The organism is Deltaproteobacteria bacterium, assembly GCA_035063765.1.
In the GTDB taxonomy this organism is placed as follows: domain Bacteria; phylum Myxococcota_A; class UBA9160; order UBA9160; family PR03; genus CAADGG01.
The window spans coordinates 19554-35160 of sequence record JAPSFT010000034.1 but is presented as its reverse complement, the minus strand read 5'-3'; the positions used below and the strand labels follow the sequence as shown (position 1 = coordinate 35160).

At 67.5% G+C, this 15607-nt stretch carries 10 protein-coding genes and 1 pseudogene; 4 read left to right on the top strand and 7 right to left on the bottom strand.

Features of this window, described 5'->3' with window-relative positions:
- The first annotated feature begins 62 nt into the window (after window positions 1-62).
- The 4 genes and pseudogenes from OZ948_18450 to OZ948_18435 all read left to right on the top strand — a co-directional run bounded on the left by OZ948_18450 (window position 63) and on the right by OZ948_18435 (window position 2198).
- Window positions 63-419, top strand: a complete 357-nt coding sequence (locus tag OZ948_18450; protein ID MEB2346707.1) for a hypothetical protein — start codon at window positions 63-65, stop codon at window positions 417-419.
- Complete coding sequence (gene tnpB, locus OZ948_18445; GenBank protein ID MEB2346706.1) at window positions 419-772, top strand: IS66 family insertion sequence element accessory protein TnpB; 354 nt, start codon at window positions 419-421, stop codon at window positions 770-772. Before OZ948_18450 ends, tnpB begins: the two co-directional genes overlap by 1 nt.
- Before the next feature lie 45 nt (window positions 773-817).
- Window positions 818-1558 (top strand): annotated as a pseudogene (locus tag OZ948_18440) (transposase).
- Window positions 1559-1637: 79 nt separating this feature from the next.
- Window positions 1638-2198, top strand: a complete 561-nt coding sequence (locus tag OZ948_18435; GenBank protein ID MEB2346705.1) for a transposase — start codon at window positions 1638-1640, stop codon at window positions 2196-2198.
- A 226-nt stretch (window positions 2199-2424) separates the two neighbouring features.
- Here OZ948_18435 and OZ948_18430 read toward each other — a convergent pair whose 3' ends face one another.
- The 7 genes from OZ948_18430 to OZ948_18400 all read right to left on the bottom strand — a co-directional run bounded on the left by OZ948_18430 (window position 2425) and on the right by OZ948_18400 (window position 15044).
- The gene (locus OZ948_18430; GenBank protein ID MEB2346704.1) at window positions 2425-3060 is read right to left on the bottom strand and encodes a hypothetical protein; all 636 of its coding nucleotides are present in this window, start codon (window positions 3058-3060) and stop codon (window positions 2425-2427) included.
- Window positions 3061-3065: 5 nt separating this feature from the next.
- Window positions 3066-7454 carry a DUF6531 domain-containing protein gene (locus tag OZ948_18425; protein MEB2346703.1) on the bottom strand — a complete coding sequence of 1463 codons (4389 nt, stop codon included), beginning with the start codon at window positions 7452-7454 and terminating at the stop codon, window positions 3066-3068.
- Between the two features lie 37 nt (window positions 7455-7491).
- The gene (locus OZ948_18420; protein MEB2346702.1) at window positions 7492-8427 is read right to left on the bottom strand and encodes a hypothetical protein; all 936 of its coding nucleotides are present in this window, start codon (window positions 8425-8427) and stop codon (window positions 7492-7494) included.
- 155 nt (window positions 8428-8582) lie between these two features.
- Window positions 8583-9464 (bottom strand): hypothetical protein, encoded by an 882-nt coding sequence (locus OZ948_18415; protein MEB2346701.1) that lies wholly within the window; start codon window positions 9462-9464, stop codon window positions 8583-8585.
- Complete coding sequence (locus OZ948_18410) at window positions 9461-12901, bottom strand: right-handed parallel beta-helix repeat-containing protein (protein MEB2346700.1); 3441 nt, start codon at window positions 12899-12901, stop codon at window positions 9461-9463. The genes OZ948_18415 and OZ948_18410 overlap by 4 nt, the downstream gene beginning before the upstream one ends.
- A 5-nt stretch (window positions 12902-12906) precedes the next feature.
- Window positions 12907-13878: a hypothetical protein gene (locus OZ948_18405; GenBank protein ID MEB2346699.1), complete on the bottom strand. Its 972-nt coding sequence runs from the start codon at window positions 13876-13878 to the stop codon at window positions 12907-12909.
- Between the two features lie 29 nt (window positions 13879-13907).
- Window positions 13908-15044, bottom strand: coding sequence for a chromate resistance protein (locus OZ948_18400; GenBank protein ID MEB2346698.1), 1137 nt, complete (start codon window positions 15042-15044; stop codon window positions 13908-13910).
- Between the last annotated feature and the right edge of the window lie 563 nt (window positions 15045-15607).

Sequence of the window (15607 nt, the reverse complement as noted above, 5' to 3'; positions counted from 1 at the left end):
CGAACCCCATGTTTCGCTCTGCTCTCGCCGGCGCGACGATCCTTTCCGAGGAGGATCACCCGATGGGAAGCAAGCGATCGAGCACGGTGACGCCGCGCCAGCGGGAGTGGTTGGGGCACCTTCGGAAGGCGGCGCGCGAGAAGGTGGCGGTGCGGGCCTACGCGAGGCGCCACCGGCTGTCCGAGCATGCGCTCTACCAAGCGGCGAAGGAGCTGCGGCGGAAGGGGCATTGGGCGCCGAGCGAGCGCGCCCGGAGGGCTCGGACCGCGAGGACGCAGGGCCGCTTCGTCGAGGTGCGGGCGGCGACAGCGGCGACCGTCGAGCCGCCGAGCCGCTGGCGGGCGCAGCTCCCGAACGGCGTCGTGGTCGAGGGCGCCGGGGAGCTGGCCGCTGCGTTGGCGATGCTTGCGAGGCTCTGATGCGGCCGCTCGAGACGGTGCGCGTCCACCTGTGCCGCGAGGCGGTGGACTTCCGCAAGGCAATCAACGGGCTCTCGGCGCTGGTGGCCGAGGATCTGGCGCTCGATCCCTTCTCGGCTCACGTCTTCGGCTTCTGCAACCGGCGGCGCGACCAGGTGAAGCTGCTCGTCTGGGAGCGCAACGGCTTCGTGTTGTGGCAGAAGCGGCTCGAGAAGGATCGCTTCCCGTGGCCGCGCGGCGGCGAGGACGCGGTGCTCGCGGTGACGGGGCGCGAGCTCAACTGGCTGCTCGACGGCATCGACGTGTTCCGGCTGCGGCCGCACGCGGAGCTGTCGTTTTCTTCGGTCCGGTAGTGCACTCTCGCACGCAACTGTGTTACGATGCGCTCCGTGGTAGAGATGGGGGCGATCCCGAGCGATGTCGAGAGCCTTCGAGCGCGTGTGATCGCGCTCGATGCCGCTCTCTCCGAGCGAGACGTCGAGATCGCGCAGCTGCGCGAGTACATCCGGCTGCTGAAGAGCCAGCGCTTCGGGGCGAAGAGCGAGCAGAGCCACCGGAGCCAGCTCGGACTCTTCAACGAGGCCGAAGTGCTCGCGGCGGCAGAGCGCGCGGCCGCCGACGCCCCGGGCATCGCAGTCGCGGCCCACACGCGGACCCCGCGCGGCCGGCGGCCGCTGCCGGCCTGGATGCCCCGCGAGGAGATCCTCCACGACCTGCCCGAGGCCGAGAAGGTCTGCCCGCACGATGGGAGCGCGCTCGTCGAGATCGGCCGCGAGAGCAGTGAGCAGCTCGAGTTCGTCCCGGCCACGGCCCGGGTGCTCGTCCACGTGCGGCCCCGCTACGGCTGCCCCACCTGCAAGACCGGCGTGCACACGGCCCCGCTCCCCCCGCAACCGATCCCGAAGAGCCTGGCCTCGCCGTCGCTCCTCGCCTACGTGGCGGTCTCGAAGTACGCCGATGCGCTCCCGCTCTACCGCCAGGAGCAGATCCTCGGACGCCTCGGGATCGATCTCTCGCGGGCCACCCTGGCCATGTGGATGGTGCGCTGCGGCGAGCTCGTGCAGCCGCTCGTGAACCGCATGCGCGAGGAGATCCTCGCGTCTGGCTTCGTGCAGTGCGACGAGTCGCGCTTCCAGGTGCTGAAAGAGCCCGGCAAGCCGGCCGAGAGCCTCTCCTACGTCTGGGTGCAGCGCGGCGAGGCGGCGCTTCCACGAGGCCCTGAAGGGCCAGGCGGGCGACAAGGGCCCCTCGCCCTCGCTGCGCAAGAGCCGCGCCCAGCAGGGGCTCGCGTGGATCCAGCGCCTCTACCGGATCGAGCGCACGGTTGCCGGCGCGAGCGCCGAAGAGCGCCACGACGTCCGCCAGCGCGAGGCCCGGCCGCTCGTCGCGCAGCTGCGCGCCTGGCTCGACACGGCGCTCCCGAGCGTCCCGCCCCAGAGCCTCACCGGCCAGGCGCTCGGCTACGTCGCCCGCCAGTGGCCGAAGCTCGTGCGCTATCTCGACGACGGGCGCATCCCGATCGACACGAACGCGGTCGAGAACGCCATCCGCCCCTTCGCGCTCGGCCGCAAAAACTGGCTCTTCGCCGACACGGTCGGCGGCGCCCAGGCGAGCGCCAACCTCTACAGCCTCGTCCAGACCGCCAAGGCGAACGGCCTCGATCCCTACGCCTACCTACGCCACCTCTTCACCGAGATCCCAAAGGCCACTCGTCCCGAGCACTTCGATCTACTCCTCCCACACCGCCTCGACCGCGCCCACCTCGCCAGCACCCACTGAACGCCGGCCCGACCCGCGCCTCTCGTCAATCACGACCTGTGTTCGTCGAGCGTTTACTGAGCGGTTACTCCCATCGGGTGATCCTCCTCGGAAAGGATCGTCGCGCCGGCGAGAGCAGAGCGAAACATGGGGTTCGCTGAGCGGTTACCGGGATCCTGACAAAGATGCTCGCTGCAGCAGTGCAGACCTGTGTCTCACAATACTGCCCGGTCCGTCCCTCGGGCATCTAGACGAGCGGGGGACTCACGCGAGCGACACGAAGGAGGTCGATTCCATAGGGTTGCGAGATAAGCGGCTCAACAGCCCCTGCTCTTGACAGATCGATGTAACGCCTCACGTAGACCATTGCGCGCTCCATTTCTGGGAAGAGCCCATCAGCGTTCAACTGCTCTACAAACTCGCCGAACAGCTCCGGCCTCGCGAACAGCCCCTCGCGCAATAGGGATCCGTGCCCCAAGGATACGGGGTCGTATCCAAGTGGAGTTGCACTAGTTGTCATCGAGAAGCTCTTGATCTCTGCAAGTCTCGGCGACCACAGCCCAATGATTTCGCAGCGGGGAGTGGTTGCGTTGCAAAACGCGGCGATCTCAATCGCGTCACCGAGATTGCGAGTCAGTTCGAGTCCCGTCAGGTCATGGCACGCTCTTCGAACTCGCTCTCGAACCGTGGCGAGGCTCGGTGGAGCCGCCCCAGAAATGATCTCCTCATCCAGATCGAACCAAGCCATTCGATCGACGCCAGCGTAGAAGACATCACCAACTCGTGGCGGCTGGGCTGGGAAGGCGCCGCGCCCCTCAGCGTCAAAGTTCAAGGGAGCCACGCGTACGACCAAGAAGCCGCAGAGATCGATCTCCCTCTCCAAGACCCTCATCGAGGCGGAAGCCCAGGTCTGACTGGCACGTGGCCACCGCGTCCCGCACCTGGAAGATGAATGTGAGGCGGCCGTCCCGGATGCCCAAGCCAGTTCGACGGGTCCGAGACGTCGCCTGGGCTCGCCCTTGCTCCGGGGTATCCAAGCTCTCCTGCCCAATCCAGAACTGTCTCGGCGTCATCGAGATCAAGAGGTATCCTGCCACCGAAAGTGGCGTCATTGACGAGATCCCGGAGTGCCGCCTGATCAGGGTCATAACAGATCGGAGCTGGCTCATCGCCGTCCGCTGGAGTGTCGCCTGCCTCCGAAGGTGGCGGTGGCGGTGGCAAGGGGTCCTCTCCCGAGTGTTGATGGTAGGAACCGGCAACAGCTGCAAATGCAGCACCGAGCCCGACAAGTGCTGCTTGCCCTAGACCAGCGAGGGATGGCACCGCAGGGCCCATCGCTGCCGCTGCACACGGCGGACACAGTCCAAGACGGTCCGACAGCGTCACAGGATTCGAGCGAGCGTACTCGTAGAGGTTGATGCCGCCGCGCTGGTAGATCGGATCGGCCGAGGGGAATCGGCCCGTGCTTGCATCGAAGTGCCTGAACCGGTTGTAGTGCAGCCCACTTTCCGCATCCGCAACCTGGCCCTGGAAGCGAAGGTCGAAAGACGTCGCCGCTCCCGCCTGCACCGACACTTCCCCGAAGGCTCGGTACATCCCGCGCCACGCCGCCGAGCGGTTCGCCACAGTCAGCAGCTTCGGCGTAGAGAGGTGGTCCACGTGCACGTCGTAGATCGACTCGCCGGCGCCGCTCCCAGTCGCGGTCTGCACGGGGGCCCAGCCGCCCGCGTAGGCGTAGCGGCGCGTCCTGTTGCCGGCTCCGTCGTACTCGGCGAGCAGGACGTCGTCCTCCCACAAGAACCAGCTCGTCAGGCCGTTCACAGTCTTGCGCAGGCGGCGGCCGAAGGGGTCGTAGGCGTAGCCCGCCGTAGTGCCGGCGGTCGGGTCGCTGTAGGAGCGGAGTCGGTTGACGAAATCGTGCCCGAGACTGATCTCGTTGGGCTGCCCGGGGTGGATCGCCGCGAGGCTTCCGTCGGCGTCGAAGGCGTAGCTCCGGCCAGTGCTCGCGAGGATGCGGTTGTTGGCGTCGTAGTCGTAGGCGTTAAGCTCGCTCGGGTTCTCGCGATTGCCGGCCGGGTCATACGCGAAGGCCTCGTCCTGCAAGAGGGGGAAGCCGGCCGGCATCGAGTTCGGATAGTTCGCGCTCGTGAGGCGGTTCGCGCCGTCGTAGGCATATTCGTAGAGGTACTGGGTCGTCGTCGTGAACTCCTCGCGCACCTGGTCGACGTTCATCACGGTGTCGAGAGTGTAGTTGAGCTGGTGGAGCTGCGACGAGCCGTTCTGGACCGTGATCGTCGAGACCGGGCCCTGGTTGAAGTAGGTGTACGAGGTCGTCGTGCCGTTGCCGTGGGTCAGGGTCTGGAGGTCATCGTTCGCGAAGTACTGCAAGTCGAGGGTCTGGCCGCCCGGGAAGTTCGCCTGGGTGAGCCTGTCGAGGTCGTCGTAGGTCCAGGCGTGGGTCAGCGTCTCGGAGCCGTGCATGAGCTCGAGCTCGCTTCGGTTGCCGAAGCGGTCGTAGCTGGAGTCGAGGACGCGGTTGCCGCCCGGGAGGTAGTGGGCGGTGGCGGTGTCGACGCGCCCCAGCGGGTCGTAGACATAGCTGTAGAGCGGACCAGGCTGGAGGTCCGTGTCGCTGGCAGAGGTGACGTTGCCGGCGAGATCGTAGTCATAGGAGACGGTGCGGACCGGCGTATCCGCCGCTGTATCCACGAAGTGCTGGACGGCGGCGAGAGCGCCCCAAGCCTCGTACGCGTGGCGCAGCACGTTGCCTCGGGCGTTGGTCACCGCGTCGAGGCGCCCACGTCCATCGTACGCGTAGGTCACGGTCTGTCCGAGCTCTTGCTCGATCGACGTGAGGCGTGAGAGGGCGTCGTAGCCGTAGGTCGTGACCTGGCTCTTCGGGTCGGTCACCGTCGTCACGTTGCCGGCGGCGTCGTAGCCGAAGGCGGTCACGAGAGGCGCGGGCAGCGGAAATGCAGACGTGCCTTCCTGCGTGACGGTGAGCAGCCGGTCGCGATCATCGTACGCGTAGCTCGTCTTGCGGCCGGCCGGGTCGGTGATGCGCGTGCGCTTCCCGAACACGTCGTAGGCGAACTGCGTGGATTGCGACACGGCGTTCGTGAACGTGACGAGCCGCTCCAGGCCGTCGTACGTGTACGAGACATCACGCGAGATCGAGTTGGTGGCATCGACGGCGGTGAGCCGGTTCCCGTCGCTGTCGTAGGTGAACGTCCAATAGTCGGACCACGTCCCCGCGTCGTTCTTGCGCTCGACCTTCTTGAGCCGCCCGCGACCGTCGTAGCGGAAGCGGCGCTGCTGGCCTTCCCCGTCTGCCTGCGTCCGGCCGATCTCGATCTGCGTCAGGTAGCGGCCGGGGGGCGCCAGCGACGGGTCGCCGAGCCCATCGGTCGGACTGCTGTAGGTGTAGAGCGTCGCCTCGCCGAGCGCGTTGCCGAGCTCGGTGAGACGTCCCAGATCGTCCCACGTGTAAGTCGTGACGTCGGCGCGCGGCGATCCTTCGGGTCCGCCTGTCTGGGTGAGCGTCGCCACGAAGCCGCGGGCGTCGTACGTGAACTCTCGACGCAGATGATCGTCCTCGACCCCGTCGAGCTCGATCCTTACCTCCTGGAGCAAGCCGGGGTTGGGACCAGTGGCAGGAAAATGGGTTCGGACGATCTGGAGGCCGTCGTCCGGCTCGACAGCGGGTGGTGTGATCGTTGCGAGCTGGCCGTAGGCGTCGTAGGTCAGGAGCGTCGTCTCGAACGTTCCATCGTCTCGACGACGCTTGATCTCCTTCACGTTCGTGATCGGATCGCTCGCGCCCGGGCCGGTGCGATGGAAGGTGTGCTCGGTGCGGAAGGGCTTGCCGGGATCGGCGCTCGACACGACCTCATGGGAGGCCAGCCAGTGCTGCTCCCACGTCCAGCTCTCGGTGATCGTCTCGCCACCGTCGAGGGCGGTCACGCGCTGGTCGAGGTTTCCGTCGGCGTCGTAGTGGAGATCGACGGTGCGGACCAGGACCAGGACCGGTGCGCCCACGGTCCCGGTGTTCTCCCGGACCTCCACGCGATCGGTGAGGCCGCTTGCGTCGCGCACCCACGTCGTCTGGTGGCCGAGCGCGTCGGTGTGGGTCAGGAGCCGGCCGCCGGCGTCGTAGGTGTAGCGGGTCACCGCCGTGCGCTGTTGGCTGCCGGCCGCGTTGTAGACCCAGCGCGTGACGCGGGTTGCCAGCGGCTGGGAGTAATCGAAGTCGAAGCGTTGATGACCGGTCGAGCCGATGCCGAACGTCTGGCGCGTCACACGGTCCTGACCGTCGTAGGTATTGACGTGCGGGATCGTCGTGGCACCGGAGTCGAGGCTCGTCAGGTTATGGGGATCGTTTGCATCCTGATAGGCGTAGGTCGTGACGATGCCCTCGAGGCCCAGGACCTGGGTCAGGTTGCCCAAGGTCAGGCCCGTGCCGGCGTGGACGTCGTGGACGTACTCCACGGCTCTGCCGTCGGACGCGGTCGCCGATTCGAGACGCCCCGTCGTCGGATCGTAGGCGAAGCTGACGGCCCTCCCGGTCAAGGTCCCATCGGCCAGGCGTTCCCGGACCTGGGTGAGCCGGAACACATACGCCACCGTCGACGGCGCGAGCGGGTCCACCGAGAAGTCCGAGGACCCGACGAGCGGGAGCCTTCCGGCCGGGTCGTAGATCATCTCCAGGCGGTTGCCGTTCGGATCCTCCCAGGCCGTGAGTCGACCCTGCACGTCGAACAGCGCCCGCCGGTTGCGTGGAAAGCGGAGGGCATAGGTGCCGTCCGGGTAGGCGGTGAGGCGGGTCTGCTGCCCTGCCGGCGTCTGGTACGCGCCGCCGGTAAACACGAAGCGGTGCTTGTAGCCACAGCTCGTGCGCACGATCACCGAGTTGTCGGGGTACTCGAAGAGCTGGAGGTCGAACGACCAGGCCCAGCCGTGACCGAGCGGCGAATCGTAGTAGGACTGGCTGTCGTAACGCCGGCGCAGCTCGATCGGATGGACGCCGTTGACGACCAGGTCCGTCTCTTCGTGGTAGAAGCGCCCGCTTACGACGCTGATCGGATGGCCCTCGTCGCCCTCCCCTGCCTCGTCGGTCGCGCCGTTGCCGCTGCACGGCGGGCATCCCGCGGCGGACGGGTCCGCATTGCACGGATCGGGCGGCGGATCGGGTTGGTTGGGGTCGGACAGCGTCGGACCGCCGAAGTCATCGGCCCTCGCGGCGACGCCGGGCGCGGCGAGAGCGAGCGCGAGCGCCATCGAGATCCATCGGCCCATTCGTGTCATCGCCCGTACCTCATCTCGTGCCGCCGGGATCGACAAAAACCCGCAGGGTTGCCGCTCCGAAGTGCCCTTCGTAGCCACGCAGGTTCCCCGTGATGTAGTGGATGCCTTCCGCGACGCTCCCCGGATCCCAGACCCAGGTCGCCGGCAGGAAGCCGAGCTCCGTCTCGGTCTGGTAGCTCCCGTTGACGTAGAAGACCGTCTCGAAGCGCTCCGCCTGCATCCGCGCCCGGTCGCGATCCTCGACGTCCATCCGGATTCCTATGGGCCCACGCACGATCGGATCGCCATCCTCGGTACGCGCGAGCGGCTCCGCAGGCACGAGCGTGATGGACACGTCGCGGCGGTCCTCAGCCGCTTGCGCGGCGAAGTCGTACATGCGACGGGGCCGCTCGGCCTTGGGAAGGCGTCGCGTCTCGCCCCACGGCAGCGCCGCGATCCATTCGCTCCGGTTGGAGGGCGGCAGCACCAGGATCGTGTTGTCCGGCAGCGAGTAGGCGAGGATCGAGATCCTGAGCTCGGGATGCTCGCGCAGGTCGAGGACACGGGAGGCGTCCTTGCCGTCCCAGACCCGCGAGTGCCGTCCGGGGAGCCGCGGCACCCAATCGAGCAGCGTCCCTAACATCGGGCCATCGCCCTTCAGGCCGATGCGCATGTTGAGCCGGGCCGACTTCGGAAGGTCGTATTCGATCGCGCCTCGGTCGGAGTTCCAGGTGGCGTCCGGAACCGCGAGGAGCTCGCCGCCCGTGAGGTCCGTCACGTCGTGCTCGACCTCGATTCCGGCCTCGTCGCGCACGACCAGCGTGTAGTGGTAGGCCTCCGGCGGGACACGCCTGCCTGCTTGATCCTCGCCGTCCCAGGTGAGCTCCTGCACGCCGGCCGACGACGGTCCGCGACTTCGGATCTCGCGCACCAGGAGGTTCCGCGCGTCGAAGATTCGAAGGGTCACCGATCCAGGCTGACCTAGGTGGAAGCGGATCCTGACGATCTCGTCCTTCGCAGGATCGAAGGCCGCCGGATCGTGCGAGACCTGTGTGATCTCGGACGCCGGAGCGCGGGGGGGCGACAGGACCCAAGCGAGCAAGAGGAAGGCGGCCAGGAGCCTCATCGCAGCCTTCGCCGAGCCGGTTCCCAGCACGGCCGCCGAGCGGGGGCGCCGACCACCAGGCGCTCGGACCCGCTTCCATCGACAGGAGTTCGAAAGATCGCGCTGGCGCCGCCGTCGACGGCGCGCTCGAAGGCCAGCTCACGCCCATCGCCCGCGAACGACGGCCCAGCCGCGAACGCGGCGTCGCCGGCGATGACGCGCGACGCACCCGCAGCCGGCTTCACCCAGATCGCGTAGCGGCCGCCGCGATTGCCCGAGAAGGCCAGCAGGCCGCGGGGCCCCGCTGCCACGTCGAAGTGATACAGCTCGCCCGCGGTCAGCTGCTCCTGCGCCGAGCCGTCGACCGACACGCGCCAGATGTCGTGCGCCTGGCCGCCGTCTCCGGACAGGAAATAGATCCACTTCCCGTCCGGGCTCCAGGCAGGCTCGTGCTGCAACGCGCCGAGACGCGTGAGCCGCGTCATCGCGGACCCGTCGGGCGCGGCGACGAAGATCTCGTTCGCGTCGCGGGTCCCGCCGGGACTCATCGAGAACGCGATCCTGTCTCCATCGGGCGAAACAGCCGCGTCATGGATTCCGCGCGGAAGCGGCAGCTTCGTCTCCTCGAGCGAGTCGAGTCCGACGCGCACCACCTCGCCGGCGGTCGAGCTCACCAGCATTGCCTTACCGTCGGGGAACCACGAGCAGCGCGTCTTGTCGCCGGGGGATCCCGTGATCTGCCGGGGGTCGCCTCCCAGCTCCTGGATCCAGGCCTGCCAATAGCCGTTCGCGGGCGCCAGGTAACCGATGCGTCCGCCGCTCTCGTCCGCGCCCGAAGCCTGTCCCGCAAAGCCGCCGACGACGCAGACGGCGAGTGCGGCGATGCCTTGTATCCTCACCGCCGCACGTCGATCACGCCGCGATAGAGCGTGCTGTGACCGGTCACGGCGCTGACGGCCTGGATCGCAAAGGTGGAAACTCCGTCCGCGAGCGTGCGGATCTCGTTGACGTTCGCCGGCGTCGGATCGTTCGGGTCGTAGCCGCTCCATTCGGCGACGTGGTCGATCGGCACCCCGTCGCTCTGCGCCTGCTGGAGCTCGCCTCCGATCAACACCACCGCGCTCGGATCCGCGAAGTCGGCGACCCCCGGCGGCAGCAGCTTGAGCGTGATCACGGCTGGCTGATCGATGCGGTAGGCGATGCGGGAGATCTGGTCGTAGCTGTGATGGACGCGATAGGGGTCCGCCTTCACCTCGACGACCGGCGCGACGCCTCCCACGGTCGGCGCGGGCTCGACCACGAAGCTGTTGGGGACGATCGCGTTCCCGGAATCGACCGCGACGTACACGTAGGCCAATTTGTTGCCGATCAGCGAGCCGTCCGGGCGACGTCCGTCCCAGACGACCCTCGAGACGCCCTTCGGGTAGGCTCGCCCGCCGTCGATCCGGAACGTCGGCTCCCCGTCCGGCCTCACCTCGATCCGCGGGCGTGCTCCCGCGTTCAGCGCGTCCATCTGGAAGTCCACGAAGTCGTTCGCGTAGACGTTGTACGCGTTCGGCACGGCGCCGAACACACCGGTCACCGGGTTGGCCATGGTCGACGGCGTGGTGTAGATGCCGACATTCGCGCCATCGGTCGCATCGATGCGGTAGTAGTAGGCGTTGGCCGGTGCGTAGACGCCGGAGCCATCACGCCCATCCCAGGGCACGACCTGATCGCCCGCCGGCAGACTCGTGACGATCTCACGCGTCAGGGCGTTCGTCGCCTCGTCGTAGATTCGTACGGTCACTGACGAGGGTGCCAAGAGCTCGAAGCGGACGTTGCCGGTCTCGCCGGCGCCCGGGCGGAATCGCAATGGATCGTGGCGCACGGCCGTCACGGTGTTGGTGAGATGGGTCCCGGGGACCACCACGAAATCGAAGTTGGTGAAGTTCGAGAAATCCACTGCGATCGGAAAACCGCTTTCCAAGTCATTGGCGAGGATCGTTGCCCGGACTCCAGCAGGAGTCTCCGTGCCCCAGAAGTTTTCTCGGGCGTCCACCCGGTCCGTCGAACCCAGGTGGTAGTACTGCAGGACGTTCAGGTTGCGTTGCGAGTTCGCGTAGATTCGATTGTGGCGGAGCACCGGAACGGGGTTGCCCCCCGCCGAGCCGCTCCCCTGGAGATACAAACCCGTCCCATTGCCCGTGATCGTGTTGTTCTCGATCAGCGGACTCGATCCATGGATCAGGTAGATCCCGAAGCTTCCCTGACTGATCGTATTCCCGCTGATCGTTCCACCCGTATCCTCGAGGCGGACTACGTGACCGCTCGTGGAGCTCTCGCGATCGATCAGGTTCCCCGTGATCGTCGCGGTGCCGTCGACGACCCGGATTCCACCGGCATTGAAGTAGGTGATCTCGCTGTCCCGAACCGTTACCGGGGTGTTGGTCGCGAAAATGGGCTGGTTCGCGTAGAGGATCCTGGCCTGATCGATCGAAAGGGACGGGCTCGAGCGGACGACGAGCCCGTCCCAGTAGTCGGCGAGCGAGGGCGCCGACGGCGAGAGAGAAGTCAGCACGACTCGTGACCCCGGCGCCCCCGCCACGCTCAACAGTCCGTCGACGAGGATCTCTGCATCCCAGGCGATGCGGAGCGTCACGTTCTGCGGAATGCTGAGCGTCTTGCCCTCCGGCACGACGATCGAGCCGACGACGTCGTACACCGTGCCGGGAGACAGGGTCGTCAGGGTCTGGGTCACCGGCCCGTGCAGGAAGGACCCTGCAACCGGGCCTCCGCCCGCGGCCACTGGACCGTCGAGGAACGGCACCACGTCGGCATGAGGCCGGTCGAGGTAGCTATCGTCGACCTTGAAATCCCAGACCCGACGCGAGATCTCCCAGGCGCTCGCGAATCCCCACCAGTTGCCTTCGGCGTTAACCACCAGGTCCGACGCGTCCACGTAGCCACTGAAGGCCAGGTTCTGCTGGACGCCGGCTGGGCCGTTGGCGTAGATGTCGTTGCCGTTGATCACCGGCATCGGTTCACGGCTGGACGCCTGGACGTTGATCCCGGTCCCAGTGTTGCTGCGAATGACGTTGACGCCGCTGATGGTTGGACTGGCAAGGCGCTCGATCTGGATTCCTCGGTTGTTGTCCTCGATGAGGTTGCCGAGCACCGAGGGAGTCGCCGCCGGCGCCACGAGCGGCCCGACGATTCGCATGCCCTCGTCGGCCCGGCGAATGATGTTGCCCTGCAGGAGCGGCGATGCCTCGTCGACATGGATGGCGGACCCACGCCGCGTGGGAGGATCCCGGTGGATCAGGTTCCCTACCGCCTCGCCCGGCGCATTGTCGAAGCGAATGCCGACACACAGCGAGCAGGAGCTGCCCTCGGCGAAGTTCCGGATCTCGCTGTTGCGCACCGAGACCCACGCCTGTTCGGCCCGGATCCCGTTGAATACCCGCTCGATGTAGGCCGATTCGATCGTCGCCGTGGCGGAGGTACCGTTCACGCGGATCCCGTTCCAAAAGGTCCCTGCGGTTTCCGGGACGAGGCGCACGACTCCGCCTGCGGTCCCCTGTATGCGGAGCGTGCCGTTGACCAGGAGCTCCGCAGCGCCAGTCGTCTGCGTGGACCCGAGGAAACGCAGCTCGACTCCTGGCTGAAGGATCAGCGTCGCCCCGGTTGGAACCACGAGGGTGCTCGTCACCGAATACGGGGTGGCAGGGTTGCCCGGAGTCCAGACGTGGACCCCCGCCGCGACGGTGCCGCCCTGGATCCGGGGCGTCGTGTTTTGGTAGGCGACGTTCTGGGAGGTCGACGGGTCGCTGGTCGAAACGCCATCCGAAGCGATCGCATGGATCTCGTTCGCGTCGTCGAGGATGGCCGAGAACGAAAACGCGCCGGTCCCAGCGCTCGCGGTCGTCGTCGCCTGGGGCTGACCGTTGACGTAGAGCGTCACCTCGTAGCCCGAGCCGCTCGAGCCGGTGACGGCCTGCGGATTGGCCGTGGTCGGCGACGGGATCGCGTCCAGTACCGGGGGCGGGACCAACGAGATCTCGCCGGAGATCGCTCGCAGCAGGACCACTACGTCCCCGGCATCGACCTCCCCATCCGGTGCGGGACCGTCGACCGCGCTCCAGGGAGCGACGTCCGCGGCCGCCTCCTCTGCAGCGCTCAGGGACAGCTCTCCTGCCACGTGGCGCTGTACGCGCAAGGCGTCCGCCATCGACAGGGAGCCGTCCTCGTCGACGTCTCCGAGCGCAGCCGACGAAACGGACGGCCCGAACAGAACACCCAGCAGGAAGACAGGGACCCCCCACACGACCGTTCGAGCCTTCGTTCCAGCGCTCATGGCCGCTACTCCGCGAGGTGCTTGCGGGCGATCCGCGTGAAGTAGTGCGTGGTGTCGGTCCCCGGCGTGTAGACCGGAGTGAGCAGATTCCCATCCAGGTCGCGAACCTCGAGATCTCGGATCGTGAAGTCGGTGGCGGCGAAGCCGACGCCCGGCGCCTTCGTGAAGGTCACGTCGAGCAGTGGGCCTTCGCCCACCCGTTCGGCGTCGGGGTAGGGCGGGGGGACGATCGGGAGGACGAAGCCACGCGGATCGGCGACGAAGATCCGGACGCTGCCCGGCGCATCGCCCGTGCTGGTGAAGGCTACCGCCCGGCTCGCTTCGGTGAGGGGGAACACGTCCGGCTGCGAAACGGCGCCGCTCGGGTACTGGAGCGTGAACTCGATCGAGCCGATCTCCCACTCCGGGTCGAAGCCATCGACCTGAGCCGTCGCGGCGCGACCCTGGAGTCGCAGCGTCGGGCGCGGGCCGAGGCCGGTTGGATTGGAATCGCTGGTGAAGACGATCGGGCTCCCGCCCGTCCCGAGGATCTCCAGGCTCCCGATCGAGTTCCAGGTCGGCGCCACCCCGTTCACGAGCATGTGCACCTTCGTCGCCACGGGGAAGGCCGCCGAGATCGAGGTCGGCAGGTCGAAGACGACGATGGTGAGGAAGGGGCCGGCCTTGGTGACGTTCAGCACGCCTGCCGGAGCCGACAAGCCGTCGAAGACCGCGCGCGGCGTGGCGGTCGCGAGGACCGTCGTCCCCTGCTTGATCTGGAGCGTCACGTTGTCGACCGAGAGATTGTACTTCTCGTAGTACCCCCCCAAGACCGGCACGTAGTTCGAATCGAGCGACATCGCGAGCGTGTCACCGAGCCGTGCCGCCTTCGGCCAGACGATCGGATCGCCTCCCAGACCCACCGGCGTGCAGCCGAGACCCACGATCCACGCGATCGATACCGCCACGAATGCCAGACTGGCGCGCTTCCGATCCATGGCTTCCTCCCACTCGATGACATCGTCCGTCAGTGCTCGTCCCCGGTCGAAGGATTCAGGGAGCCGCCCGTTCGATACCAGGCATCGAGCGTCGCGAAGAGTGGATCGAGACAACGCTCGTCCGGCTTCGGGCCGCATTGCTCGGCTTGCTCGCGCAGGACGGTTCCCAGCTCGCGCGCGTCGGCAGGCGGCGCAGCCCAGGAATGGATCTCGAAATGGGTCGCGATCGCCCCGAGGCGCTGAAGAGCAGGGTCGGAGTCGAGCGAGTGGCGCTCGATCGCCACTTCCGCGGCTGCTTTCGCTCCCGAGCGCCGGATCTCCGCTTCCGGCACGTCGAGGGGCTGCCCGTACGGAGTCCGCGTGAAGGGAGGCAGCAGCGCGAAGCGGGCATCGGGGTCGATGAAGCGCTTCACGAGCCAGAGCGTGATGATCCGGTCCACCTCGAGCACGTTCCACGTCGTGTGAAGATGTTCGCCGAGCGCGGCAGGCGGCGCCGGGGGGAGCTTCTCGGCATGGATGCGGTGGAAGTCGGCCCCGACGAGGCCGACCCCGAGCGCCGGTAGGAGGAACCCTGTCGTGACGAGCCGCCAGGGCAGCGGCCGACGGATGCGGCCCCAGAGCCGCAATCCGGCCCAGAGCCCCAATCCGTACACGAGGTGGGAGCCGAGCGTGATTGCCAAGAACTCCCGGCCGCGCGTGTAGCCAAAGACCTCCGCGTACGGTGTCAGCAGCATCGCCGTCTCGAGGAAGACGCCCCAGGCGACGGCGGTCCAGAGTCGGTCGCGGACCGCGAGCGTGGCATACATGAGCGCGAAGCCGACCCCGTTCGAATAGTGGTAGGCCCAGCCCGCCAGCTGCGCCTCCGCAGTGACCGCGGTCCCGCCCACGATGAGCGCTCCGAAGTAGGAGATCGCCTTGAAAATCGGGAGGCCAGCATGGACGAGTGGAATTCGACACATGTCGTAGAACAGCGTTGCGACGCCGCCCGCGAAGATTCCTCCCAGAACGCGATCGGCCAAGTCTGCCCGACCGCGCCGCCGTGCCAGCCATACGAAGGCCGCGGCGGAGAGGAGACCCGGGACAACGACGAGCGACACGCCGGTGCGCATCGAGAACAAGCCGTAGAAGTAGCCGAGCAGGCTCGCGATCGAGGAGGCGCCGGCCAAGAAGGGCAGAACCAGGGCGGGGTGCTCGAGGAGCCGGATCCGAATGCCCCAGCGCCCGAGCCCGGCCCTCCACGCCACCTCGGATTGCTCGAGCGTTCCGTTCGACAGCCCCAAACACAGCCTCGGCTAACGCGGCTCGGCAATGCCCCTTCCGGGCGACACCCGCCTGCGACGGCGCGCATTCTGCCAGAGCAACTTTCATCGCACCAGAGAATAGTGCCGGCACATCTGCTGAATCTCGATTCCTGTGCGGATGCCTCCGTCGATCCTCAGCCTCGACGCCGTAGTGCCGGCCGATCTGATCCAACGCCTCGTCGGCCTGCGGGAAGGCAGGCTCGCACCCGAGGAGCTTGCGCCGCACGTGCGCGCAGCAGTGGGCGAACGCGAAGCGAGCGGTCGCTGGTAGCTGGAGCAAGGACTGGCCCCGAAGACGGTCCAGAACGCTCTCGGTGTCCTCCGTCGCGTTCTCTACCTGGCGCAGCGAGAGGGGACCGTGGCGCGGAACCCGGCGGCGAGGGTGGGGGAGCTGATGCGTCGGGTGGACCGGCGAGTCGCGATCGAGA